At 62.9% G+C, this 23,027-nt stretch carries 24 protein-coding genes; 14 read left to right on the top strand and 10 right to left on the bottom strand.

The annotated features are described in order from the left end of the window. Positions 1–62: 62 nt before the first annotated feature. Both BM019_RS05975 and dinG read right to left on the bottom strand, forming a co-directional pair. On the bottom strand, positions 63–2,483 hold the full coding sequence (locus BM019_RS05975) for a beta-galactosidase (protein WP_092417834.1): 2,421 nt from the start codon (positions 2,481–2,483) through the stop codon (positions 63–65). 95 nt (positions 2,484–2,578) lie between these two features. After that, complete coding sequence (gene dinG, locus BM019_RS05980) at positions 2,579–4,723, bottom strand: ATP-dependent DNA helicase DinG (RefSeq protein ID WP_062823481.1); 2,145 nt, start codon at positions 4,721–4,723, stop codon at positions 2,579–2,581. A 99-nt stretch (positions 4,724–4,822) separates the two neighbouring features. Here dinG and BM019_RS05985 point away from each other — a divergent pair, with 99 nt between their 5' ends. Continuing rightward, on the top strand, positions 4,823–5,287 hold the full coding sequence (locus BM019_RS05985; RefSeq protein ID WP_007923061.1) for a CopD family protein: 465 nt from the start codon (positions 4,823–4,825) through the stop codon (positions 5,285–5,287). Between the two features lie 118 nt (positions 5,288–5,405). Here BM019_RS05985 and BM019_RS05990 read toward each other — a convergent pair whose 3' ends face one another. From BM019_RS05990 to BM019_RS06005, 4 genes are all read right to left on the bottom strand, one after another. Further along, positions 5,406–6,164: a hypothetical protein gene (locus tag BM019_RS05990; RefSeq protein WP_092417835.1), complete on the bottom strand. Its 759-nt coding sequence runs from the start codon at positions 6,162–6,164 to the stop codon at positions 5,406–5,408. Continuing rightward, positions 6,157–6,435, bottom strand: a complete 279-nt coding sequence (locus BM019_RS05995) for a DUF1145 domain-containing protein (RefSeq protein ID WP_007923058.1) — start codon at positions 6,433–6,435, stop codon at positions 6,157–6,159. The genes BM019_RS05990 and BM019_RS05995 overlap by 8 nt, the downstream gene beginning before the upstream one ends. A gap of 118 nt (positions 6,436–6,553) precedes the next feature. Continuing rightward, positions 6,554–7,273, bottom strand: coding sequence for a PA1041 family peptidoglycan-binding anchor lipoprotein (locus BM019_RS06000; protein WP_009042469.1), 720 nt, complete (start codon positions 7,271–7,273; stop codon positions 6,554–6,556). Between the two features lie 102 nt (positions 7,274–7,375). Further along, positions 7,376–8,068: a PA1041 family peptidoglycan-binding anchor lipoprotein gene (locus tag BM019_RS06005; protein WP_062823485.1), complete on the bottom strand. Its 693-nt coding sequence runs from the start codon at positions 8,066–8,068 to the stop codon at positions 7,376–7,378. A gap of 195 nt (positions 8,069–8,263) precedes the next feature. On the opposite strand from BM019_RS06005, the gene BM019_RS06010 reads away from it, so the two are divergent. The 4 genes from BM019_RS06010 to BM019_RS06025 all read left to right on the top strand — a co-directional run bounded on the left by BM019_RS06010 (position 8,264) and on the right by BM019_RS06025 (position 10,151). Further along, a complete protein-coding gene (locus tag BM019_RS06010) occupies positions 8,264–8,761 on the top strand; it encodes a DUF6231 family protein (RefSeq protein ID WP_009042468.1) in 498 nt (165 codons plus the stop codon). Between the two features lie 4 nt (positions 8,762–8,765). Beyond that, on the top strand, positions 8,766–9,242 hold the full coding sequence (locus BM019_RS06015; protein WP_092417836.1) for a YchJ family protein: 477 nt from the start codon (positions 8,766–8,768) through the stop codon (positions 9,240–9,242). 217 nt (positions 9,243–9,459) lie between these two features. Then, on the top strand, positions 9,460–9,954 hold the full coding sequence (locus BM019_RS06020; protein ID WP_016702040.1) for an LEA/WHy family protein: 495 nt from the start codon (positions 9,460–9,462) through the stop codon (positions 9,952–9,954). After that, the gene (locus tag BM019_RS06025) at positions 9,951–10,151 is read left to right on the top strand and encodes an SEC-C metal-binding domain-containing protein (protein WP_007923047.1); all 201 of its coding nucleotides are present in this window, start codon (positions 9,951–9,953) and stop codon (positions 10,149–10,151) included. The genes BM019_RS06020 and BM019_RS06025 overlap by 4 nt, the downstream gene beginning before the upstream one ends. A gap of 107 nt (positions 10,152–10,258) precedes the next feature. Here the strand turns inward: BM019_RS06025 and BM019_RS06030 are convergent, their stop codons facing one another. Further along, positions 10,259–10,795, bottom strand: coding sequence for a cysteine hydrolase family protein (locus tag BM019_RS06030; RefSeq protein WP_239691053.1), 537 nt, complete (start codon positions 10,793–10,795; stop codon positions 10,259–10,261). A 171-nt stretch (positions 10,796–10,966) separates the two neighbouring features. On the opposite strand from BM019_RS06030, the gene BM019_RS06035 reads away from it, so the two are divergent. The 7 genes from BM019_RS06035 (at position 10,967) to BM019_RS06065 (ending at position 18,729) form a co-directional block, all read left to right on the top strand. Beyond that, positions 10,967–11,611 (top strand): glutathione binding-like protein, encoded by a 645-nt coding sequence (locus tag BM019_RS06035; protein WP_092417837.1) that lies wholly within the window; start codon positions 10,967–10,969, stop codon positions 11,609–11,611. Positions 11,612–11,794: 183 nt separating this feature from the next. Then, on the top strand, positions 11,795–14,218 hold the full coding sequence (locus tag BM019_RS06040) for a penicillin acylase family protein (protein ID WP_092417838.1): 2,424 nt from the start codon (positions 11,795–11,797) through the stop codon (positions 14,216–14,218). A gap of 319 nt (positions 14,219–14,537) precedes the next feature. Next, the gene (locus tag BM019_RS06045; RefSeq protein WP_062823488.1) at positions 14,538–15,320 is read left to right on the top strand and encodes a transporter substrate-binding domain-containing protein; all 783 of its coding nucleotides are present in this window, start codon (positions 14,538–14,540) and stop codon (positions 15,318–15,320) included. Between the two features lie 56 nt (positions 15,321–15,376). Continuing rightward, a complete protein-coding gene (locus tag BM019_RS06050; protein ID WP_009042461.1) occupies positions 15,377–16,105 on the top strand; it encodes an ABC transporter permease in 729 nt (242 codons plus the stop codon). Continuing rightward, entirely contained in the window at positions 16,102–16,812 is a 711-nt protein-coding gene (locus BM019_RS06055) for an ABC transporter permease (protein WP_009042460.1), read from the top strand. Before BM019_RS06050 ends, BM019_RS06055 begins: the two co-directional genes overlap by 4 nt. 20 nt (positions 16,813–16,832) lie before the next feature. Continuing rightward, positions 16,833–17,951 carry a succinylglutamate desuccinylase/aspartoacylase family protein gene (locus BM019_RS06060; RefSeq protein ID WP_092417839.1) on the top strand — a complete coding sequence of 373 codons (1,119 nt, stop codon included), beginning with the start codon at positions 16,833–16,835 and terminating at the stop codon, positions 17,949–17,951. A 13-nt stretch (positions 17,952–17,964) separates the two neighbouring features. Next, complete coding sequence (locus BM019_RS06065) at positions 17,965–18,729, top strand: ABC transporter ATP-binding protein (protein WP_009042458.1); 765 nt, start codon at positions 17,965–17,967, stop codon at positions 18,727–18,729. Between the two features lie 77 nt (positions 18,730–18,806). Here the strand turns inward: BM019_RS06065 and BM019_RS06070 are convergent, their stop codons facing one another. Both BM019_RS06070 and dcd read right to left on the bottom strand, forming a co-directional pair. Further along, positions 18,807–19,013, bottom strand: a complete 207-nt coding sequence (locus BM019_RS06070; RefSeq protein WP_007923905.1) for a hypothetical protein — start codon at positions 19,011–19,013, stop codon at positions 18,807–18,809. 105 nt (positions 19,014–19,118) lie between these two features. Next, complete coding sequence (gene dcd, locus BM019_RS06075) at positions 19,119–19,685, bottom strand: dCTP deaminase (RefSeq protein ID WP_062823490.1); 567 nt, start codon at positions 19,683–19,685, stop codon at positions 19,119–19,121. Between the two features lie 352 nt (positions 19,686–20,037). Here dcd and BM019_RS06080 point away from each other — a divergent pair, with 352 nt between their 5' ends. Together BM019_RS06080 and BM019_RS06085 are read left to right on the top strand one after the other, a co-directional pair. Further along, positions 20,038–20,247, top strand: a complete 210-nt coding sequence (locus BM019_RS06080; protein ID WP_002554837.1) for a cold-shock protein — start codon at positions 20,038–20,040, stop codon at positions 20,245–20,247. Positions 20,248–20,407: 160 nt separating this feature from the next. After that, positions 20,408–21,790 carry a toxin-antitoxin system YwqK family antitoxin gene (locus BM019_RS06085; protein ID WP_239691048.1) on the top strand — a complete coding sequence of 461 codons (1,383 nt, stop codon included), beginning with the start codon at positions 20,408–20,410 and terminating at the stop codon, positions 21,788–21,790. Between the two features lie 105 nt (positions 21,791–21,895). Here BM019_RS06085 and BM019_RS06090 read toward each other — a convergent pair whose 3' ends face one another. After that, positions 21,896–22,903: a DUF481 domain-containing protein gene (locus tag BM019_RS06090; RefSeq protein WP_009042456.1), complete on the bottom strand. Its 1,008-nt coding sequence runs from the start codon at positions 22,901–22,903 to the stop codon at positions 21,896–21,898. Positions 22,904–23,027 lie beyond the last annotated feature (124 nt).

A 23,027-nucleotide genomic window follows, 5' to 3' on the forward strand; every position in this document is an offset into this window, starting at 1 on the left:
TGAGTGTAGAGGCGGACCGGCCCGCGCGAGGGAAACCGTACCCTAAAGACCTGGCTCAGCGATCAATGGCCATTCGCCGAATGACCACCCGCATGGCCGCCGCCCTGCCCTGCGCCCTTGCCATCATGGCCCGGCTTGCCACCATCGGCATGACCCGCGGTCTTGTCGGCCTCTGCCTTGGCCTTCCCGGCTTCCTTGCCCAACTGCTCAAGGGCCTGCAGGTTGCTCTTGCGCACGCTGTCGACAAAACCCTGGAACGGCACATCGGTGATGCCCACCAGGCCGAAATGGCCGTTCTCGCCGTCCAGCAGGCGGCCGGTGACCGGTTGATCGAGGTACTGGAACCAGTGCACGCCGACAATCGACGGCTCGCTCAACGCCTGCTTGAGGAATTGGGCATAGGCCGGGCCGCGATCCTCCTCCCGCACCAGCTCGGTCACGCCCCCCCAGAATGGGCCGCGATCCCGGGAGCCGAAGTTGAACTCGGTGATCAGGACCGGCTTGTCCAGCGTGTTCAGCCGGGCAAAGTCGTAACCGTCCTGTGGCTTGAGGGTGTACATGTTGAAACTCAACACATCGCAATACTGGGCGCAGGACGCCACGGCCTCGGGGGTGCTGATGGCGAAGCGTCCGCCCAGCAACAGGTGGTTCGGCGCGTGCCACTTCAGCGAATCGGAGATGGTCTTGAAGTAGGTGTCGGCAAAGACCTTCTGGAAGTATTTGAAGTCGGCTTCGATCTCCGGATGTTCCGGGCTAGGCAAAGGCGGCTCGAACCCCGGGTCCTCCATCAGTTCCCAGGCGGTCAGGTTGATGCCCCAGGCCTTCGACAGGCCCTCCTGGTTACGGTACTTGTCGCGCAATTGCTTGAGGAACGCACGCTTGGCCGGCACGTCGGTGGTCATGCGCAACGTGCCGTATGCCAGGGCATAACGCGACTTGGGGTCATCGCCGGGGCCGGCCCAGGCCAGTTCGTTGTCGGCGAAGTAGCCGATCAGCCAGGGATCGTCGCGGTGATCGCGGGCGGCAATGGCCACGGCGCGCTCGGTGGCCATGGCAAAACGCGGATCGAACGGATCGGGCATGCCACCCCACCAGTCGGTGCCGGTGCTGATGCTTGCATAGTCGCCGACGATCGACAGCGGCAAGGTGTAGGGCACGCGGTCATTCAGGCCCAACGCCGGCGCGCTCCAGTTGCCGATGGTGTTGAAACCCCAGGCTTGCAGGCGATCCAGGGTGTGGCTAGCCCAGCGCTTCTGGTCCAGGGCCGCAGCAGGGCAAGGTGCTGCGGCTGGCGGCTCGGTGCCCGGCCCGGCCTGGGCCTCTTGGGCGTCGGCCTTGGCGGCATCCGCCACGCCGGCCTTGGTTTCGCCCGGGGTGCAAGGCACGCCGTAGGTGCGCTGCAGGTTGGCGCCATAGAAGTCGTACCAGCGACCGACGTTGTAGGCGCGGCCCTGGTCGGCGCCATTGCCGCCGCGGTTGTCGCCTTCGCCGTAATAACCGGCCAGCGGCTCGCCGACGTTGGGCAGTGTCGTGAACATCCACTCACGACCGGCGACGTAGGTCTGGCTGTTGTCCGCCACGACCGCATTAACCCCCAGGGAATAGAACGGATGCCCCTGGGGCGTCACCAGATACCAGCGGCCATCGCGCTTCTCGGTACGGAAGAAACCACTGGCCTTGAAGGCTGGCCCGTTGCTCCAGCCACCGAAGGTGTCCAGGGAGGCGCGTTCGCGTTCGGCCAGCCAGGTTTTCAGTTGCTGTTGTTCCTTGTTCGCGGCGGCCTTGAGCTGCTCGTCGCTGGCGATCTTTTCCGGCCATTTGGCGCGGGTCGACTGGCCGTAGGCATCCACCAGACCACCGTAGGCCGCCTTGACCACCGCCTCGCCGTCCTGCACGCCGAAACGTTCGAGCAGGATGCTCTGGGCGGCTTTCGGTTGATCCATGGACAAGGTCACCGAGACCACCTGGCTGCGGTCCAGCTCGCCTTCGCTGCTGGCCAGCAGTACGCGCTGGCCTTCGAAGGTCATCGGCATCGGCGGACCGGCCTTCATGCCCTGGCTCAGCGGCGAACTGGCAACCAGCGGCACCAGCAGGGTCTGCGCCGGGCCGGCCGGCAGATCGATGCGACTGACCAGGGTCTTGCCGTCATTGCTCTGGATCTTCACGTACAGGGTCAGGGCCCAGTTCATCGCGCTCTGGATCCGCAGGCTCATGACCCCGGACTGCGACCAGTCCCAGGCACCGGTCTGCGGGGTCAGGCGCAGGCTGGGTTGAATCGCCGGATTGAAGGTCACCCGGCGCAGCACTTCGCCCTCGGCTGTCTGCTCCGCGTTGGCTTGCGGCAGGCTGGCATCCACTGTCGCCACCTGCACCACATCGGCAGGCCGGACAAAGTTGAACAGCGTCTGTTGCCCCGCGGGCGCGGCGAGCAGCGGCGTGGCGAACAGCAGGGCAAAGACAGCGGGTAACGAACGGCGAATCATAGGGACCTGGTGCTCCTTAACGGCCGATGAGCGGCCTGTGTGCAATCAGAGGGATATGCAATGGACAACGCGACCGGCCCACAGGCCGGCCGCGCTCAGGAAATTTCCCGGCGGAACGGCGGCAACGCATTGAGAATAGCCTTGCCATAACGCTGGGTGACCAGGCGCCGGTCCAGCAGGGTGATGGTGCCGCGGTCCTGTTCGGTACGCAGCAGGCGACCGCAGGCCTGGACCAGCTTGAGCGAGGCGTCCGGCACCGAGATTTCCATGAACGGGTTGCCGCCCCTGGCTTCGATCCACTCGGCCAGCGCGGCCTCCACCGGATCGTCCGGCACCGAGAACGGGATCTTGGCGATCACCACGTGCTCGCAGTAGGCGCCGGGCAGGTCCACACCCTCGGCAAAACTGGCCAGGCCGAACAGCACGCTGGAATCGCCGCCATCGACCCGCGCCTTGTGCTTGTTCAGGGTTTCCTGCTTCGACAGGTTGCCTTGAATGAACACCTGCTTGCGCCAGTCGCGATCGAGGCCGTCGAACACGTCTTGCATCTGCTTGCGCGACGAGAACAGCACCAGGGTGCCCCGCGAGCCCTCCACCAGCTCCGGCAGGTCACGGATGATCGCCGCGGTGTGGGCCGGCGCATCCCGTGGGTCGGCGCGCAGGTCGGGGACGCGCAGCACCCCGGCGTCGGCGTGATGGAAGGGGCTGGGCACCACCGCCGTCACGGCCTTTTTCGGCAGCCCGGCACGCATGCGGAAGCGATCGAAGCTGCCCAGGGCGGTCAGGGTGGCGGAGGTCACGAGCGCGCCATAAGCCACGTTCCACAGGTTGCGACGGAGCATCTCCGCAGCGAGGATCGGGCTGGCGTTGACCTCGATGTCGAACAGCGAGCCGCTTTCCGCCAGGGTCAGCCAGCGTGCCATCGGCGGGTTGTCTTCCGGGTCTTCGGTGGTGAAGGCGGTCCACAGTTCCCAGTTGCCCGAGGCGCGGGACAGCAGGCTGCCGAACAGCGGGTACCACTCTTCGGCCTGGTTGCTGGCGATGCCGATATTGACCTCGCCGTCCATGCCTTCCTTGAGCAGGTCGGTCAGGCGGGTGAACAGGTCGGTCAGGCGCGAGAAGCCTTTTTTCAGCTCGATGCCCATTTCGCGCATATGGTCGGGGATCAGCCCGCCGACAAAACGGTGGCGCGGCCGCTCGCGGCCTTCCATGTCTTCGCCGGTCTTGAAGTCGGCCAGTTGTTCGCAGGCGGTGAACATGAACTGCTGCTGGGTCTTGATCTCCCGCGCCAGCTCCGGCACCTGCTCGATCAGCTTGCCCAGATCGCCCGGCAACGGGTGCTGGGCCAGCAGCTTGGTGAGGTTCTTGGCGGTCTGCTCCAGCCAGTCGGCGGTGGAACGCAGGCGGGTGTAGTGGGCGAAGTGGCCGATGGCCTTGTCCGGCAGGTGGTGGCCTTCGTCGAACACATAGAGGGTGTCGCGCGGGTCCGGCAACACCGCGCCGCCGCCCAGGGCCAGGTCGGCCAGGACCATGTCGTGGTTGGTAACGATCACGTCGACCTTGCCCATGCCTTCGCGGGCCTTGTAGAAGGCGCACTGGCCGAAGTTCGGGCAATGGCGGTTGGTGCACTGGCTGTGATCGGTGGTCAGGCGCGCCCAGTCGGCGTCTTCCAGGGCGGTGGGCCAGCTGTCGCGGTCACCGTCCCATTTATTGCCGGCGAGCTTCTCGATCATGCTGGTGAACAGCTTCTGGCTGGCCTCGTCGACCTCGATCTTGAAGCCTTCCTCTTCGAACAGCTGGGCGGTGGCGGTTTGCGCGTGGCCTTCCTGCAGCAGCATGTCGAGCTTGGACAGGCACATGTAGCGGCCACGGCCCTTGGCCAGGGAGAAGGTGAAGTTCAGCCCGCTGTTGCGCATCAGGTCGGGCAGGTCCTTGTAGACGATCTGCTCCTGCAGGGCGACGGTGGCGGTGGCGATCACCAGGCGCTTGCCGGCGGCCTTGGCGGTCGGGATCGCAGCCAGGCTGTAGGCCACGGTCTTGCCGGTACCGGTGCCCGCTTCCACGGCCACCACGGCCGGGTCGCCAGAACGCCGGCCTTCGTCGTCGGTATCGACATCGCCCAGGACCTTGGCCACTTCGGCGATCATCAGGCGCTGGCCGTAACGCGGTTTCAGGCTCTTGGCTTCGAGAAAACGCGAGTAGGCGCCCTGGATCGTGGTTTTGAGTTCGTTGCTGATCATGGTTCTTCGGGCGCGAGAAACGCTGGATAAATTTTCAGTGGTTCGGATCGGCCGCTATCATACCCCGCTAATTCATCCCGCGCAGAACGGAGTACCCGAATGACAGCCTTTGCCCTTGCCTACACCCTGCATGTCCTGGCCGCCCTGGTCTGGGTCGGCGGCATGTTTTTCGCCTGGATGGTGCTGCGCCCCGCGGCGGTGGTGGCACTTGAGGGGCCGGCGCGGTTGAAGCTGTGGGCAGAAGTGTTCCCACGGTTTTTCGTCTGGGTCTGGGTCGCGGTGGTGCTGTTGCCGATCAGCGGCGTCGGCCTGATCCACCTGCGTTTCAGCGGCTTCGAGACCGCGCCGCGTTATGTGCAGGTGATGATGGGCCTGTATGTGGTGATGACCGCGCTGTTTATCCGGATCCAGTCGTTGCAGCTGCCAGCGCTGCGTCAGGCGGTGGCGGCCGAGGACTGGCCGACGGGGGCCACGACCCTGGGCAATATTCGGAAATTGGTGGGGATCAATCTGATCATTGGCCTGTTGCTGGTGGCGGTGGCGGCGGCCCGGCCGATGTTCTAAAAGCCGATACCGGAAAAAGCATCGCGGGCAAGCCTCGCGCCTACAGACAGCACAATCGTGTAGGAGCGAGGCTTGCCCGCGATAGCGTCAGAGTCAGCAGCGCCTGTTCGAAGACCGCCTACAGGCGTTGCACGGTTACCGAACCCGCGGGGCCTGCCGGCCCTGCATGGCCTTCGGCTCCAGGACGGCCGCTCTTGCCACCGTCGGCGCGATAGACGAAGCAGCCTTTGGACTTGCCACCGGCCCCGGGTTTGCCGCCCGCACCGGCCACACCGCCGGCCCCACCATCGACTAAGACCTTGATCTGCTCCGCCGGGTAATCCCGCGGCAGCTCGACCCGCACCTGGGCACCCGCCGCCCCCGGCTGGCCATCACCGCCATTGTCGCCATCGGCGCCACGCCCGGCCTGGCCCCAGGTGCAACCCGGCTCCTCGCCGTTGGCGCCATCGAGGCCGACATAACCCGGCGCGCCGGTGCCACCGCGCGCATCCACCGAGAGCTCCCCGGCCTGCAGCGAGGTGATGCGCAGCGTCAGGTTGCGTCCGGGCTTGGCCGCCTTCTCATAAGTCCCCGGAGCCCCGCGAGAGGTGATCTGGCTGCCGGCCTCCAGATCGGCATGGTCGATGTCCAGTTGCAGGTTTTGTTCAGCCGGAACGATAGCGATCCGCGCTTCGCGCCCCAGGCGCAACTCGCCGACCTTGACCTCGGTGACCGTGGACGGAATCAGCAAGGTGCCGTAGTCGGCCACTTCCAGGCGTTCCAGTTGCAGGCTGCTGGTGGTGTTGGGCAGGCGCATCAGGGAGTGGGTCTCGACTGTCACCACCTGGGCCAAAACCTGCGGGCTGCACAGTACCGCGAGCAGGCAGAGCTTACGCATGGCCGGCCTCCGCGGGCTTCGCCGCCTTGAAGGTCTGCAGGTGGAAAATGCCGGTCAGGAGAATCTGCAGGCGATCGCGCCAAGGGTGGGCACGGCCCTTGAGGCTGCCGTTGAACAGCAGCAGCTCCATCAGGTGGGTCAGCAGCAACAGGCTGCCTGCCAGATTGAGCAACAGATGAATCGGATTGATCAGCGGGCTGACCAGATTAAATAGCACCAGCAACCAGAACAGCAGCGTCAACAGCTTGCCCAGCCCCCAAAACACCTTCATATGCCCCCCTTTGCGAATTTTTCTTTGCGCGCACAGTACCGACTTCGGCGAGGGATAAGCCAGAGGGCGGCGAAAATTCTCCCGCCGCCCCCTGCAAAGCCGCCCTAGCGCCTGGTGCTCAACGTTGAATATGCAGCTCCACCCGGCGGTTCTGCGCCCGCCCTTCTTCGGTGTCATTATCGGCGACCGGCTCGCTCTCGCCCTTGCCCTGGCTGGTCAGTTTGTCCGGCGTCAGGCCCTGGTTCAGGAGGAAGGCGACGACGCTGCTGGCGCGGCGCTCGGAGAGTTTCTGGTTGTATTCATCCGTCCCCTGGCTGTCGGTGTGACCAATGACCTTGATGCTCTGCACGTCGGCGCCCTGCAGCTTGGCCAGCAACCCTTGCAGCTGGTTTTGGGCTTCGGGGGTCAGCTGCGCCGAGTCGAAGGCAAACAGCACATCGCCCTGATCGCTGAGGGTGATCACCTCGGATTGCGCCGCCGGCTCGGCTGCCGGTGCGACCGGGTATTGCGGCAGCGGGCAGCCGCGGTTGTCGACCGGGGTATTGGCCGGGGTGTCCGGGCAACGGTCACGGCGGTCGAACACGCCGTCATCGTCCTTGTCACCATCCTGGGCGTAGCAGATCAAGCCGCCGGTCACCAGGCCGAGTGCCGCGCCACCCGCGGCCCAGCCACCGCTTTCAATGGCGCCCAGGCCGCCGCCCACCAGGCCGCCGAGCAGGCTGCAGATTGGCCACGTACGCTGGTTGAGGGGGGCAGTGCCGTCGCTGTGGGTAGCACAGCCTGTGAGCAGGCTGCCGAGCAGTAGAACCGGCAAGGCGGCTCGCGAGAGAAGACTCATCATGAATGCTCCTGTGTCACCGGCCCATACCGGTCACACAGGAGTAAAGACCCGCATGGGCGGCTGCACAAGCCGCCCATGCCAGGCAATCACGCCGGGCAATCAGCGGTTGATTTTGATTTCCGTGCGACGGTTCATCGCCCGGCCGTCGGCGGTCTTGTTATCCGCGACCGGCTGGCTCTCGCCGGCACCGACGACCGAAACGAAACTGCTGCGGGGTACGCCCGCGCTGATCAGGTACTCGGTCACCGAGCGCGCGCGCTTTTCCGAGAGGCGCTGGTTGTAGGCATCGCTGCCCACGCTGTCGGTGTGCCCGGTCACCCGCAGTTGCGCACTTGGCGCTTCCTGCTTCAGGCGCGTGGCGATGGTGTCGAGCTTGGCCTTGTCGGCAGCGGTCAGCCTGGCCGAATCGAACTCGAAGTGCACATCACGGATGACAATGGTCTCTTCCTTGACCACCACCACTTCCTCGACCACCGCCACAGGCTCCGGCGGGCAACCGTTGGCGTCCACCTGTACGCCTTTAGGCGTGCCTGGGCACTTGTCGCGACTGTCCGGCACGCCATCGCCGTCTTCGTCGCCATCACCGTGCACCCAGCAATAACCGGCCGCGACACCAGCCCCCAGCAAGGCGCCGTAGCCTGCCCAGGACGAGCTTTCAATCGCGCCCAACGCAGCCCCACCGACGCCCCCGACAGCGGCGCAGGTCGGCCAGTCGGTTTTCTGCAAACCTGCGCAACCAGTCAACACACTGGTTAGCAGAACCAAGGGTAATGCTGTCCGAACTATGCTCATCTAGTTATCTCCTGAGGGAATCGGCTTAGAACCGATTGGGGGAGTAAAGACCTGGCTTTAAATCTCCGCCAGCATCAGGCCGGCGGGCTTTGCCCCTGGATTTACCCGGGATCGGCTGTCATTTCAGACAAAACGGCTCTAGGCCCGCGGGTCCGGGCAGGCTAGTCTTTGCCACTCAAAGAGTGAGGAACTTCGATGACCGCAGGTATTTCTTCGCGCACGCCCCAGCAGGCCCTGGCCGCCCTGCTCGATCGCTACGCCCCGCAACAGCTGCTGCTGATCGGCGCCAGCGGGTTTCCGGCCCTGGAGGCGTTTCGCCAGGCGCACCCCGAAACCGCCATTGCCCAGACCGCGCCCGGCCCCTTGCCGGCGGAACTGGCGGCGCGCCGTTTCGACCTGGCGCTGGCGGTCGACTGCCTGGAGCATCTGCCCAAGCGCGACGGCCTGAACCTGCTCGGCGGCATCCGCAACCTCAACGCCAGCCGCATCGCGGTACTGGCCGACCTGAACGCCTGCGGCTGGCAGGAGACCGACTTTTTCTCCCTGGCCCTGCAGGCCAGCGAACGTTTCCAGCGCGACGAACAGGTCCTGACCCTGTTCACCTACGATCTGCTTGAATACAAACAAGTGCCCGACTGGCTCAATTCCAGGTTCTGGGCGAATCCGGAAAACTTCGGAAAGTACTGGTGGTAATGCAATGAGTACCTCTATTTGTCCCTGCGGCAGCGGCAACCTGCTGGATGCCTGCTGCGGCCACTACCACGCCGGCCACCCCGCGCCCTGCGCCGAGGCCCTGATGCGCTCGCGCTACAGCGCCTACGTGCTGGGCCTGGTGGATTATCTGGTGGCCACCACGCTGCCGGCGCAACAGAGCGGCCTGGACCGCCAGTCCATCGGCGACTGGAGCGCGCAAAGCACCTGGCTGGGCCTGGAAGTCGAAAGCTCGGAAGTCTTCGGTGGCCAGCCGGAGCACGCCTTCGTCACCTTCACCGCGCGCTGGCACGACAGCCACGGCGAACACAGCCACCGCGAACGCTCATCCTTCGTGCAGAACGGCGGGCACTGGTATTTCATCGACCCGACCGTGCAACTCAAGGCCGGCCGCAACGACGCCTGCCCCTGCGCCAGCGGGCAGAAATTCAAGAAGTGCTGCGCCAGCTACTTCGCCAGCTGAATACCCGCCCCTGAGCCTGTCCTCGCGTGCGCTCCATGGTTGCCATGGGTCTGTACGAAAAGTCGGCGAGCGAAGGTCAGGCAAGGCAAAAACAGGCGAGGAAGCGGAGTGTAGGGGCCTACATGAGCATTCCGAGCCTGTTTTTAACGCAGCATGGCCGAGCGCAGCCACTTTTCGTACAGAGCCTAGACTGGGAGTTCAAACGGAGTAACCCCCCATGGTCGTTCAGCTGCGCGCACTACGGACCCTCGGACTGCTCACGGTGCTGGCGCTTTCGGGTTGCGCCTCGTGGTTCGTCGACGACACCCTCGACCCGCAGGTGCACCTGGTCAAGGTCGAGGTGATCAAGGCTAATTTGCTGGAGCAGCGCCTGCGCCTGCACTTTCGGGTCGACAACCCCAACGATGCCGACCTGACCGTCCGCGCCCTGGAATACCGGGTTCATCTCGGCGACGTGTTGCTGGCGGAGGGGGAACATGAACACTGGTTCACCATCAGCCCCAAGCACAGCGCCTACTTCCAGGTCCCCGTGCGCACCAACCTGTGGCCACAGATACGCCAGGTGGTGAAATGGCTGAAGGAACCGCAGCAACCGATCCCCTATCGCCTGGACGGTTTGCTGGAAACCGGATTATTCATCGGCCATGACGTGCACCTGGCGCGCAAAGGCGAGATAATTCCCGCCGATTTTATTCCGGAGCAACCTCGATGACCCAGCAACCCCATGTCCATGGCCCTGACTGCAACCACGATCATGACCACCACGATCACGACCACGGCCATGTTCACGGTCCGCATTGCAACCATGCTCACCAGGAGCCGGTGCGCAACGCCTTGAAAGATGTCGGCCGCAACGACCCTTGCCCATGTGGCAGCAGCAAGAAATTCAAGAAGTGCCACGGCGCCTGATGGCGTAACGCCCTGCCTTTATCTTCTGTAGGAGCGAAGCTTGCTCGCGATGCAGGCGCCTCGGACCTTGCGGTGCCAAGACGTTCCGATCGCGAGCAAGCTCGCTCCTACAAGGGCGAATGAAGGATCTGCTGGGTCGTGGTCACCGTCGCATACTCGCCATGCAGATTGCCCAGCGACATGGCATGCACCTCCTCGGCGCTGTGGGCCTGGCCGAAAAAGTCGGCCTTGTCGAAGGTGTAGCAGGCATCCTCCACCACCCAGGTATCGAACCCCAGGTTGCCGGCGGTCCGCGCCGTCGACTCCACCGAGTTGTGGGTCGCCACGCCGACGATCACCAGCTGGCCGATCCCGGCCTTGCGTAAATCGGCCTCCAGGGTCGTGGCGCAGAAGGCATCCGGCACTTGCTTCTGGATCACCGCTTCAGCGCCCAGCGGCATGAACCGCTGCTGAAATTCCACTCCCGACTGCCCCGGCCAGAACACCGACTGCTCGCTGCGGGACAGGTGCTGCACATGGATCAACGGCCGCGCCGTCTGGCGCCAGTAAGCCAGCAACTCGGCGATGCGTTCCTCGGCCTCGGGGTTGTTACGCCGCCCGAGCCGGGGATGCAGGATGCCCTGTTGCTGATCGATCAGGATCAGCGCCGCATTGGTCTAAAGCTCCATGCTGACTTTTCTCACGTTGGGTCATTGAATTCCACGCACTTCAACATCACCTCTCCCGACAGGCAAGCCGTCGAATGTAGACCGGACCACCGAATACCGCTGTTTGCTGTCCGTAGCAGAATGTCCTTCGTTTACCTGGAGAGCTCCATGATCGATCTGTATTACTGGACCACCCCCAACGGCCACAAGATTTCCCTGTTCCTCGAGGAAACCGGCCTGCCCTACAGCGTGCACCCGGTCAACATTGGCCAGGGCGAGCAGTTCAAGCCCGAGTTCCTGAAGATCGCGCCGAACAACCGGATCCCCGCCATCGTCGACCATCAGCCGGCCGACGGCGGCGCCCCGCTGTCGCTGTTCGAGTCCGGGGCGATTCTGCTGTACCTGGCGGAAAAGACCGGGCAGTTCCTGCCCAAGGACCTGCGTGGCCGCCAGGAAGCCCTGCAGTGGCTGTTCTGGCAGATGGGCGGCCTGGGGCCGATGGCCGGGCAGAACCACCATTTCAGTCAGTTCGCCCCGGAGAAGATCCCCTACGCGATCAAACGCTACGTCGATGAAACCGCGCGCTTGTACGGGGTGCTGGACCGGCGCCTGGCGGACCGGGATTTCGTCGCTGGCAGCGAATACAGCATTGCCGACATGGCGATCTATCCGTGGATCGTGTCCCACAAGTGGCAAAGCCAGAACCTGGAAGACTTCCCCAACCTGCACCGCTGGTTCAACCACATCCTCGATCGCCCGGCGACCGCGCGCGCCTACGCCATCGCCGCCCGTATCAACCCACCCAAATCCTGAGGCCCGACAGCCCATCGCCGGCCGAAAACCCCGATGACTGCTCCGTTTCGGGCAGCCACCGGGCAGCCGGTGCGGGCTATTTATCCGGCAACGCAGAAATACTCTCGACCCCCGCTTGCGCGGCACTCGCCTGCTCACTAACGTAGCGCCTTTATCGACGCTACCCCCCGCAGGAGCTTTGCCATGGCCTCGCCAGCCTTCTCACATTTTCTTCCCCGGTTCGGCGTTGCCGCGGCAGTGGCCGGCGTTCTCAGCCTGGCCGGTTGCCAGTCATGGAACACCCAGGACAGCCTGCCGCCGACCTCCGGCGTGCAGCCGCTCAAGGGCCTGGCCCAGAACGTTTCGGTGCGGCGCAATGCCATGGGCATGCCGCTGATCGAAAGCAACACCTTCCACGATGCGTTGTTCGCCCTGGGTTACGTGCACGCCAGCGACCGGATCAACCAGATGGTGACCCTGCGCCTGCTGGCCCAGGGCCGGCTGGCCGAGATGTCCGGCGCCGATGCGCTGGACGTCGACCACTACATGCGCGCGGTCAACCTGAAGAACAGTGCCGGCGAGCTGTACAAGGCCTCGTCCCCACGGATCAAGCGCTTCTTCGAGGTCTACGCCCGCGGGGTCAACGCCTACCTGTTCCGCTACCGCGACAAGCTGCCACCGGACCTGGCCGCCACCGGCTACAAGCCCGAATACTGGAAACCGGAAGATTCGGCGCTGATTTTCTGCCTGTTGAACTTCAGCCAGTCGGCCAACCTGCCGGAAGAAATCAACGCCCTGGTGCTGGCGCAGAAAGTCGGCGCCGACAAGCTCGCCTGGCTGACCCCGAGCTACCCGGACGAAGCACTGCCACTGGCCGAGAGCGACAAACTCAAGGGTCTCAACCTGAATGTCCCGGGCCTGAGCGAAATCAGCAGCGCCGCCGGCAAGCTCGGCGAACTCAACCCGCTGAGCGTGGCCGGCGCCAGCAACTGGGCCATCGCGCCACAGCGCAGCCGCAGCGGCAGAAGCCTGCTGGCCGCCGACAGCCACTCGCCGGCGTGGAACCTGGTGCAGATCCGCGCGCCCAAGTACCAGGCCGCGGGCGCTTCGATCGCCGGCCTGCCGATGATTGTCCAGGGCTTCAACGGCAAGGTGGCCTGGAGCATGACCTCGGTCGCCGGCGACAACCAGGACCTGTTCCTGGAAAAACTCAAGCGCCAGGGCAATGCGCTGTATTACGAAGCCAACGGCAAATGGCTGCCGGCCGTGGTGCGCAACGAAACCTACTTCGTCAAAGGCCAGCGGCCGATTCGCGAGGCGGTCTATGAAACCCGTCATGGCGCCCTGCTCAACAGCTCGAGCAACCTCAACGCCGGCTACGGCCTGGCCCTGCAACAGCCGAACCTTGCGGACGACAAGAGCCTGGATGCGTTCTTCGACCTGACGCGGGCGCAAAACGTGGAACGAGCCTCCGACGCCAGCCGCGAGATCCGCGCCATCGGCCTGAACATGCTGTTCGCCGATGCCAGCCATATCGGCTGGCAGGTCACCGGCCGCTTCCCCAACCGCCGTGAAGGCGAAGGCCTGTTGCCATCGCCGGGCTGGGAAGGCCGCTACGACTGGGACGGTTATGCCGACCCGATGCTCCACCCCTATGACCAGGACCCGGCCCAGGGCTGGCTGGGCACCGCCAACCAGCGGATCATCCCCCACGGTTATGGCATGCAGCTGTCCAACTCCTGGTACTACCCCGAGCGTGGCGAACGCCTGGCCGAGCTGGCCGGCAGCGGCAAGCACGACGGGCGCAGCATGATCGCCATGCAGTACGACCAGACCACTCCCTTCGCCGCCAAGCTGAAGAAGATGTTCGAAGCCCCCGGCATGGCGCAGCCCCTGAAGAAAGCCATCGATGCCCTGCCCGAAGCCGAGCGCAGCAAGGCCCGCGAGGCCTACAGCCGCCTGATGGCGTTCGACGGCAAACTTAGCCCGGTGTCGGCCGATGCGGCGATCTATGAGCTGTTCCTGCAGGAAAGCGCCCGGCAGATCTTCCTCGACAAACTGGGCCCGGAGTCGAGCCCGGCCTGGAAAGCCCTGGTGGCCAACGGCGCGCTGTCCTACTCGGCCCAGGCCGACCACCTGCTGGGCCAGGAAGACAGCCCGTTCTGGGATGACAGCCGCACCCCGCAGAAAGAAGACAAGGCGGCGATCCTCGCCCGCAGCCTGGCCGCCGCCATCAGCGCCGGTGAAAGCCAGCTGGGTGGCGACCGCCGGGCCTGGCAATGGGGCAAGCTGCACAGCTACAGCTGGAAGAACGCCAGTGGCCAGGTGATTCGCGGGCCATTGCAGGCCGGTGGCGATCACAGCACCCTGAACAGTTCGCCGTACCGCTGGGGCCAGGACTTCAATGTGACCCAGGCTCCGGCGCTACGGCTGATCGTCGATTTCGGCCAGAGCGAACCGCTGAGCGTGATGAACAGCAGCGGCCAGTCCGGCAACCCGGCCAGCCCGAACTACCTGAACGGCATCGACGCCTGGCTCAAGGGCCAGTACCTGAGCCTGCCGCTGCAACCGCAAAACTTCGACCGCCTCTACGGCAAGACCCGCCTGACCCTCGCGCCAGGCAAGTAACACCGGCCAGCCCGCCTCTCTCCACAAGGGGCGGGCCTGAGCCCGGTAACGCTTCAATCCCCTCGCCGATCCGGCCCTGCCACGCTCCCGGCAACCGCGCCCTTTCCTGCCCGAAATCGCCCACGCGCCCTATTGATGCAAGGCCTTGCGCACGCTCTTTTTTGGGGCGCTACCGACCCACGGCAGACTCTCGCACCACCTTTTAAAACACTTGTTCGGGACTCTGGTTCGGAAATTGCTACTTTCATTGAGTCTGACGCTTTGCAGTAACAGTACTAATGCGCCACAAGCGCTCATATTGGTTTTTAGGGATTGAATAATGAAAAAAGCATTGCTGACCCTTTCTGCACTGGCTCTCTGCTTGGCCGCCGGTTCCGCGCTGGCCAAGGAATACAAGGAACTGCGCTTCGGCGTTGACCCGTCCTACGCACCTTTTGAATCCAAGGCCGCCGATGGCAGCCTGGTCGGCTTCGACATCGATCTGGGCAATGCCATCTGTGCCGAACTGAAGGTCAAGTGCAAATGGGTCGAAAGCGACTTCGACGGCATGATCCCGGGCCTCAAAGCCAATAAATTCGACGGCGTGATCTCATCCATGACCGTCACCCCGGCCCGCGAGAAAGTCATCGACTTCTCCAACGAACTGTTCTCCGGCCCGACCTCCTTCGTGTTCAAGAAAGGTTCCGGCCTGACCGAAGACACCGCCTCGCTCAAGGGCAAGACTGTCGGCTACGAGCAGGGCACCATCCAGGAAGCCTACGCCAAGGCCGTACTGGACAAGGCCGGAGTGAAAACCCAGGCCTACCAGAACCAGGACCAGGTGTATGCCGACCTGATCTCCGGGCGTCTCGATGCTTCGATCCAGGACATGCTGCAAGCCGAGCTGGGCTTCCTGAAGTCGCCACAAGGCGCCGACTACGAAGTGAGCAAGCCAGTGGACAGCCCGCTGCTGCCAGCCAAGACAGCTATCGGTATCTCCAAAGGTAACAAAGAGCTCAAGGACCTTCTGAATAAAGGTATCAAAGCGTTACACGACGATGGCACCTACGCCACCATTCAGAAAAAGCACTTTGGCGATCTGAATCTCTACAGCGGTAAATAAGGTCCTGGCGCCCATCCTCGATGGGCGCCTTTTTTATCGCCACAGGTCTCTGATTTATGTTCGAAGAACTTCTGCAAACCCTTGGGCTTTCCGCCTTCAGCCTCAAGGGGTTCGGTCCGTTGTTGCTGGAAGGCACCTGGATGACCATCAAACTCTCGGTATTGTCGCTGTTACTCAGTGTCCTGCTCGGCCTGCTCGGCGCCAGCGCCAAACTCTCGCGGCTGGGCCTGCTGCGCCTGCCCGCCCAGCTCTACACCACGCTGATCCGCGGCGTACCGGACCTGGTGCTGATGCTGCTGATTTTCTACAGCCTGCAAACCTGGCTGACCACCTTCACCAACTTCATGGAATGGGAATACATCGAGATCGACCCGTTCAGCGCCGGGGTCATCACCCTGGGCTTCATTTATGGGGCGTACTTCACCGAAACCTTCCGTGGCGCCATCCTCGCCGTGCCGCGCGGGCAGATAGAAGCCGCCACCGCCTACGGCCTCAAGCGCGGCCAGCGTTTTCGCTTCGTGGTGTTTCCGCAGATGATGCGTTTTGCCCTGCCGGGTATCGGCAATAACTGGATGGTGATGCTCAAGGCCACCGCGCTAGTGTCGATCATCGGCCTGGCCGACCTGGTCAAGGCGGCCCAGGATGCCGGCAAGAGCACCTATCAGCTGTTCTACTTCCTGGTGCTGGCAGCCTTGATCTACCTGGTCATCACCAGCGCCTCCAACATCGTCCTGCGCTGGCTCGAACGCCGTTATGCCGCGGGCTCGCGGGAGGCGGTGCGATGATCGAGCTCCTGCAGGAATACTGGAGACCCTTCCTCTACAGCGACGGCTACAACATCACCGGCCTGGCGATGACCATGTGGCTGCTCAGCGCCTCGATCTTCATCGGTTTCCTGGTGTCGATCCCGCTGTCCATCGCCCGGGTCTCGCCCAAGCTCTACCTACGCTGGCCAGTACAGTTCTACACCTATCTGTTTCGCGGCACGCCGCTCTATATCCAGCTGCTGATCTGCTACACCGGGATCTACAGCATCGCCGCGATCCGCGCCCAGCCCGTGCTCGACGCGTTCTTTCGCGACGCGATGAACTGCACCATCCTCGCCTTCGCCCTGAACACCTGCGCCTACACCACGGAGATTTTCGCCGGGGCAATCCGCAGCATGGCCCACGGCGAGGTCGAGGCGGCCAAGGCCTACGGCCTCAGCGGCTGGAAGCTGTACGCCTATGTGATCATGCCGTCGGCCCTGCGCCGCTCGCTGCCCTACTACAGCAACGAAGTGATCCTGATGCTGCACTCGACCACCGTGGCCTTCACCGCGACCATCCCGGATGTGCTGAAAGTCGCCCGCGACGCCAACTCGGCCACCTTCATGACCTTCGAGTCCTTCGGCATCGCCGCGCTGATCTACCTCACCGTGACCTTCGCCCTGGTCGGCCTGTTCCGCCTCGCCGAACGCCGCTGGCTGGCCTTCCTCGGGCCGACCCACTAGAACAAGGCAAACCATTATCCATGCGCCAACAGACTCATGATCTGCTCGCCCCGCTGCCGGGGACCTCGCGCCAGATCCACAGCTTTCACTTCGGCCCCGAGCGGGCCGAAGGCAAGGTCTACATCCAGTCGTCGCTGCACGCCGATGAACTGCCGGGCATGCTCGTGGCCTGGCACCTCAAGGCACGCCTGGCGGAACTGGAGGCCCAGGGCCGCCTGCGCAGCGAAATCGTCCTGGTGCCGGTGGCCAACCCGGCTGGCCTGGAACAGGTGCTGATGGACGTGCCGCTGGGCCGCTACGAGCTGGAAAGCGGGCAGAACTTCAATCGCTGGTTCCTCGACCTCGGCGAAGAGGTCGGCAACGACATCGAAGGCCAACTGGGCGACGATCCGCGGCATAACCGTGAAATCATCCGCGCCAGCCTGCGCAACGCCCTGGCGCGGCAGACCGCCGGCACCCAGTTGCAGTCCCAGCGCCTGGCCCTGCAACGCCTGGCCTGCGACGCGGACATGGTGCTGGACCTGCATTGCGATTTCGAAGCCGTGGCCCATCTGTACACCACGCCCGAGGCCTGGCCGCAGGTCGAACCGCTGGCCCGTTATATCGGTTCGGAGGCCAGCCTGTTGGCCACCGATTCCGGCGGCCAGTCGTTCGACGAATGCTTCACCCTGCTCTGGTGGCAATTGCAGCAGCGTTTCGGCGAGCGCTTCGCCATTCCCCACGGCAGCTTCTCGGTCACCGTCGAGCTGCGCGGCCAGGGCGACGTCAACCATGGCCTGGCCAGCCTGGATTGCCAGGCCATACTGGATTATCTGAGCCATTTCGGCGCTATCGCCGGCGAGGCTCCGCCCATGCCCGAGTTGCCCTACCCGGCCACCCCGCTGGCCGGCGTGGAACCGGTGGCCACGCCCGTGGGCGGCCTGCTGGTGTTCACCGCCCTGCCCGGGGAGTACCTGGAAGCCGGGCAACAGGTGGCCGAAGTCATCGACCCGATCAACGATCGCGTCACCCCCATTCATTGCAGCTGCGCCGGCCTGCTCTACGCCCGCTCGCTGCGCCGCATGGCCACCGCCGGCATGGTGATCGCCCATGTCGCCGGCCGCGAAGCCTATCGCAGCGGCTACCTACTTTCGCCTTGAGGATGCATGCCCCATGTACAAACTGACCATTGAAGGCCTGCATAAATGCTACGGCGACAATGAAGTGCTCAAAGGTGTTTCGCTCAAGGCAAAGACCGGCGACGTCATCAGCCTGATCGGCGCCAGCGGCTCGGGCAAAAGTACCTTTCTGCGCTGCATCAACTTCCTGGAAACCCCGGACGACGGCGCCATGAGCTTGGACGGCCAGCCGATCCGCATGGTCAAGGACCGCCATGGCATGCACGTGGCCGACGCCGACGAGCTGCAACGGATTCGCACCCGCCTGGCCATGGTGTTCCAGCATTTCAACCTGTGGAGCCACATGACGGTGCTGGAGAACATCACCATGGCGCCGCGCCGGGTGCTGGGGATCAGCAAGAAGGACGCCGAAGACCGCGCCCGGCGCTACCTGGACAAGGTCGGCCTGCTCCCCCGTGTGGCCGACCAGTACCCGGCCTTTCTCTCCGGTGGCCAGCAACAGCGGGTGGCAATTGCCCGGGCTCTGGCGATGGAACCGGAAGTGATGCTGTTCGACGAACCCACCTCGGCCCTCGACCCGGAACTGGTGGGCGAAGTGCTCAAGGTGATTCAGGGCCTGGCCGAGGAAGGCCGGACCATGATCATGGTCACCCATGAAATGAGCTTCGCCCGCAAGGTGTCGAGCCAGGTGCTGTTCCTGCACAAGGGCCTGGTGGAAGAGGAAGGCGCGCCGGAAGAGGTGCTGGGCAATCCGAAGAGCGAGCGCTTGCAGCAGTTCCTCAGCGGTAACCTGAAGTAAGCCAGGCGCCTCTATGGACAAAGGCCAGCCCGCCGGTGGAGTCCGGCGGGCTGGCCTTTTTTATGGGTTGGCGTCAATCAGGCCACAGGAGCGGGAGGCGGTTCGTCCGGCAAGGTTGGTTCGCCAGGCTCGGTCGGCTCGGCGGGTTGTGGGGTGTCCGGGTCGGGTTGACCGGGAATGCCGCCTGCCGCGCTGGGGTGCGCCAGCAATGACCAGGCCAGGACGCCGACCTGATTGGGCTCAAGTCTGGCAAGTGTGGCGCTTATAAGCGGATCGATCTTCATGAGGCACTCCTGAGCTAAGCACGGTCCGCTGTGCGCAAACCGGGGCAGTCTCTGGTTAGAGTATCTGCCCGCTGAGGAATTCCCGCTATTTGTCAGATGAACGACTCAGGTACGCGGCAGGGTCACGCCACGCTGGCCCTGGTATTTGCCGCCACGGTCCTTGTAGGACACTTCGCACTCTTCGTCGGACTCCAGGAACAGCATCTGCGCCACACCTTCGTTGGCGTAGATCTTCGCCGGCAAGGTGGTGGTGTTGGAGAATTCCAGGGTCACATGACCTTCCCACTCAGGCTCGAGGGGGGTGACGTTGACGATGATGCCGCAACGGGCGTAGGTGCTTTTACCCAGGCAGATGGTCAGCACGTTGCGCGGAATGCGGAAGTACTCGACGGTGCGGGCCAGGGCGAAGGAGTTCGGCGGAATGATGCACACGTCGCTCTTGATGTCGACGAAGCTGCCGGCGTCGAAGTTTTTCGGATCGACGGTGGCCGAATTGATATTGGTGAACACCTTGAACTCATCGGCGCAACGCACATCGTAGCCGTAGCTCGACACACCGAAGGAAATCAGCCGCTCCGAACCTTCGCCGCGCATCTGGCGCTCCACGAAAGGCTCGATCATGCCGTGCTCTTGCGCCATGCGGCGAATCCACTTGTCCGATTTGATGCTCATGGCGGGTGTCCTGAAATAGCGAGGTGGAAAAATTCTGTCCGGCATCTTACCGGGGTGCGCCTGCGGGTTCAAAGTCTGGGCCGCTTTTCTCGCTGAAAGCCGCAATACTTGCGGGCTGGAAGGTATGTACGGCACCGCCAGTCACTAAAAGCGCGAATCCATCGCAAAGAACATTGGCAGGTTCCGGAAAAAGGGTTAAGGTGGCGCCACTGTGCTGCTTGTGTCACTGAGAATCTCTACACGATGTTGAATTTCGATCCAACCATCTCCAAGAATTTTTCCTGCTCTTTGCACTCAGTCTCGGCCAGGGCTTTTCCTGAGTCGCAGTTAACTTTGTCCAAGGAGATACACCATGTCTAATCGCCAAACCGGTACCGTTAAGTGGTTCAACGATGAAAAAGGCTTCGGCTTCATCACTCCACAATCCGGTGACGACCTGTTCGTACACTTCAAAGCTATCCAATCCGACGGCTTCAAAAGCCTGAAAGAAGGCCAACAGGTTTCTTTCATCGCTACCCGCGGTCAGAAAGGCATGCAAGCTGAAGAAGTTCAAGTTATCTAACTTGTACTGAAACAGTAAAAAGCCCCGCCCTCAAAGCGGGGCTTTTTTGTGCCCTGATGTTTTTGCTTAATGGCACCCAGGCTATATGATCCGCCCCCTCGGACAATCATATGGAAACTGCAGGATGCCGTTCAGACACCGGAAGTTGTTGAGCGCAGCGGTGCTCACACTCGCCCTCCCTCTCGCACTCAACGCCACACCTCGCCCCGACCATCCAACGATCATCCTCGGCATGGACAGCGGCGCCAGCTACATCGCCAAGGACTCGCAACAACAACCCGAGTTGCGACGCGCGGTACTGCTGGAGCTTTCCAGCGCCCATCGTTGCGGCAGCAACGAGGTTTACCTCACGCCGGAATCCTCAGGCATCCCCGCTGAGTCGTTCGGCCAGGTCCTGGAAGAAATCCAGCAACTGATCGATGACCAGACCCCACTCCTGCTGACCCTCTCGGACTGTGACGGAAAACGAGCCTTTTTCGAAAAGGTCCGGCCCTGCACCGCCCAGGAATGCGGCGAGCTGACCGCATCCCTGGTCGACGGCAAGCTCTACCTCGACGAGCGCTATGCGCCGACGGGCCAAGGCCAGGCCTCGTACTTCCTGACGATGCCGATGAGCTACGACAAGCGGCAAAAAGCCTGGAACGCGAAAATCTTCTATGTCGAATCAGGCACCCTGCGCCGGGACTATTTCGTCAGCGCCGAGGACTTCGTTTCGGGCAAGGCTGTTCACGCCTCGAAAACCTACTATCCGGACGGTCAGGTCCGCCACAGCGCTGCCTATGACCTCAATGGCAAACGCCAGGGAGAGGCGCTGACCTACTCCGAGAACGGTGTCGTGGTTAAACGCTCGAACTATCGGGATGGCCTCCTTGAGGGCTGGCAGAGCACCTACCACGACAATGGCAAAGTCGCCGAGTCCTACAACTGGCGCCAGGGCAAACGCGTCGACGGCGAATACCTGGAGTACGACGAGAACGGCAAGCGGGTCGGGCGCATCACCTACCGGGCGAATCTGCCGGACGGCCCGATCACCAGCTATTACCCGGATGGCAAGATCAAAGACAGCGGACAGTTCGTTGCCGGCAAGAAAGTCGGCCCCAGCCCGTCCTATTACCCTGACGGCACACTGGAAAGCACCGTCGATTACGTGGACAACCAGCCCGTGGGGTGGCAAATCCAGTACCACCCCAACGGCAAGGTAAAACAGAAACAGTTCAACGACGAACACGGCACCCAGCGCAGTTATGCCCTCTGGAACGAACAGGGCGTGCAGACGCTTCAGTGGCAATGGGATGAACAGCACCGCGAGCAGGGCGACTTCAAGGCGTGGTACGACAACGGCCAGCCCAAGGAGCATAAGGTCTACAAGGACGCGAAACTCGAAGGCCCTACCGTTACCTGGTACGAAAACGGTCAGATGGAATCATCTACCGATTACCTGGATGGCAAAGAGCATGGCTGGATGCGCCTCTGGAACAAGGACGGCAGCCTGCAGAGCGAATGCCAGTACCAGACAGGCGCCCGTCAAGGCGCATGCAGTTGAGCCGGGCATAATCCAGCGCTATTGAGACCGCCCTCTTCCCGCAGCCAAACAAAAAAGTCCCGCCGGTGCAAACCGCGGGACTTCTTCATTTCAGGGCCTGCGAGCTTACCAGGCGACGCCAAACCCCGCGGTATAACGGGTCTTGTTGAGATCGCTGTCCTTGGTGCCACTGATGATGTCCCGTTCGGCCTTGAGGTTGAGCGACGCCCATTCCGTGACCTTGTAGCGCAGGCCGATCTCGGCATCCAGGGCGTAATCGGCAATATTGGACAGCGGCCGCCCCACCTCGCCATTGGTAAACAACTCGACCCGCTTGCCAATCAGGTAACGGTTGTAGTCCCACTTCATGGCCAGGGAATAGAAGTTGTCCTTGCCGCCATCCTTGTACTCGTAGTCGGTGCGGTTGAGCAGCGACCCCAGGGAGAACGCACCCAATTCGTTATCCCAGAACTGGTAACCCGGACCGGTACCCACCACGCGCTGACGAGCCAGGACCTCGACCTTGTCACGCTTGTAGTTCAACCGCCCTTGCCAGAACCATTTATCGGTAAGGAAGCGATCCAGTGCGTATTCGCCGCGCCAGTTGTCGGTGGTGACCACATCGTTCTGGAATTCGCGGTTGTACTCGCCTTCCGCCGTGTGCCGCCATTTGCCGTGGCGCGCCGAGGTCTTGAAGTCGATGTCGTAGTCGTCGGTGTCCTTTTCCGCCCGCTGATAATCCAGCGCCATGTCGACATTGCCCTTCCACACCAGATCCTCGACCACCGGCTTGGGCTTCATGATCTGCTGGATGCTCGCCAGCTCGACAGTCTTCGGCGCCTCGCCATTGGCCAGGGTGACCTTGCCGTCTTCCGCCGCGTGCAGGGACTTGGCCTTCTCGCCGGTGTAGGCATCCTGCTTGACCAGCAGTTCCTGATCGCTCTCCAGCGTCTTGACCTGCTTCCAGTCGATCGGGATGGCTCCGGCATACTCGGTCTGGATCAATAACTTGCCACCGTCGAACACTTTGATCTTGCCGCTCAGACGGTCACCGTTCTTCAACCAGACGGTATCGGCGAGCAAAGGCGTGGCAGTACTGAAAACGGCAAGGCACAGCAGGGTTCTGGACAACATAAACAGATACAAGGCTCGAGTTCGCGAAAAAAACCGGCATTATCCACATGAATAAAACCTCAGGTAGGGACTGACTCGACTATCTATAGTGAGTTCAATTCTCAACGGTTAATAAACCCTTTGT

The organism is Pseudomonas sp. NFPP07 (assembly GCF_900115645.1).
Classification (GTDB): Bacteria; Pseudomonadota; Gammaproteobacteria; order Pseudomonadales; family Pseudomonadaceae; genus Aquipseudomonas; species Aquipseudomonas chlororaphis.

Coding starts and splice junctions, on each gene's coding strand:
- BM019_RS05975 (WP_092417834.1), bottom strand. CDS start 2,483: ATGATTCGCCGTTCGTTACCCGCTGTCTTTGCCCTGCTGTTCGCCACG.
- dinG (WP_062823481.1), bottom strand. CDS start 4,723: ATGATCAGCAACGAACTCAAAACCACGATCCAGGGCGCCTACTCGCGT.
- BM019_RS05985 (WP_007923061.1), top strand. CDS start 4,823: ATGACAGCCTTTGCCCTTGCCTACACCCTGCATGTCCTGGCCGCCCTG.
- BM019_RS05990 (WP_092417835.1), bottom strand. CDS start 6,164: ATGCGTAAGCTCTGCCTGCTCGCGGTACTGTGCAGCCCGCAGGTTTTG.
- BM019_RS05995 (WP_007923058.1), bottom strand. CDS start 6,435: ATGAAGGTGTTTTGGGGGCTGGGCAAGCTGTTGACGCTGCTGTTCTGG.
- BM019_RS06000 (WP_009042469.1), bottom strand. CDS start 7,273: ATGAGTCTTCTCTCGCGAGCCGCCTTGCCGGTTCTACTGCTCGGCAGC.
- BM019_RS06005 (WP_062823485.1), bottom strand. CDS start 8,068: ATGAGCATAGTTCGGACAGCATTACCCTTGGTTCTGCTAACCAGTGTG.
- BM019_RS06010 (WP_009042468.1), top strand. CDS start 8,264: ATGACCGCAGGTATTTCTTCGCGCACGCCCCAGCAGGCCCTGGCCGCC.
- BM019_RS06015 (WP_092417836.1), top strand. CDS start 8,766: ATGAGTACCTCTATTTGTCCCTGCGGCAGCGGCAACCTGCTGGATGCC.
- BM019_RS06020 (WP_016702040.1), top strand. CDS start 9,460: ATGGTCGTTCAGCTGCGCGCACTACGGACCCTCGGACTGCTCACGGTG.
- BM019_RS06025 (WP_007923047.1), top strand. CDS start 9,951: ATGACCCAGCAACCCCATGTCCATGGCCCTGACTGCAACCACGATCAT.
- BM019_RS06035 (WP_092417837.1), top strand. CDS start 10,967: ATGATCGATCTGTATTACTGGACCACCCCCAACGGCCACAAGATTTCC.
- BM019_RS06040 (WP_092417838.1), top strand. CDS start 11,795: ATGGCCTCGCCAGCCTTCTCACATTTTCTTCCCCGGTTCGGCGTTGCC.
- BM019_RS06045 (WP_062823488.1), top strand. CDS start 14,538: ATGAAAAAAGCATTGCTGACCCTTTCTGCACTGGCTCTCTGCTTGGCC.
- BM019_RS06050 (WP_009042461.1), top strand. CDS start 15,377: ATGTTCGAAGAACTTCTGCAAACCCTTGGGCTTTCCGCCTTCAGCCTC.
- BM019_RS06055 (WP_009042460.1), top strand. CDS start 16,102: ATGATCGAGCTCCTGCAGGAATACTGGAGACCCTTCCTCTACAGCGAC.
- BM019_RS06060 (WP_092417839.1), top strand. CDS start 16,833: ATGCGCCAACAGACTCATGATCTGCTCGCCCCGCTGCCGGGGACCTCG.
- BM019_RS06065 (WP_009042458.1), top strand. CDS start 17,965: ATGTACAAACTGACCATTGAAGGCCTGCATAAATGCTACGGCGACAAT.
- BM019_RS06070 (WP_007923905.1), bottom strand. CDS start 19,013: ATGAAGATCGATCCGCTTATAAGCGCCACACTTGCCAGACTTGAGCCC.
- dcd (WP_062823490.1), bottom strand. CDS start 19,685: ATGAGCATCAAATCGGACAAGTGGATTCGCCGCATGGCGCAAGAGCAC.
- BM019_RS06080 (WP_002554837.1), top strand. CDS start 20,038: ATGTCTAATCGCCAAACCGGTACCGTTAAGTGGTTCAACGATGAAAAA.
- BM019_RS06090 (WP_009042456.1), bottom strand. CDS start 22,903: ATGTTGTCCAGAACCCTGCTGTGCCTTGCCGTTTTCAGTACTGCCACG.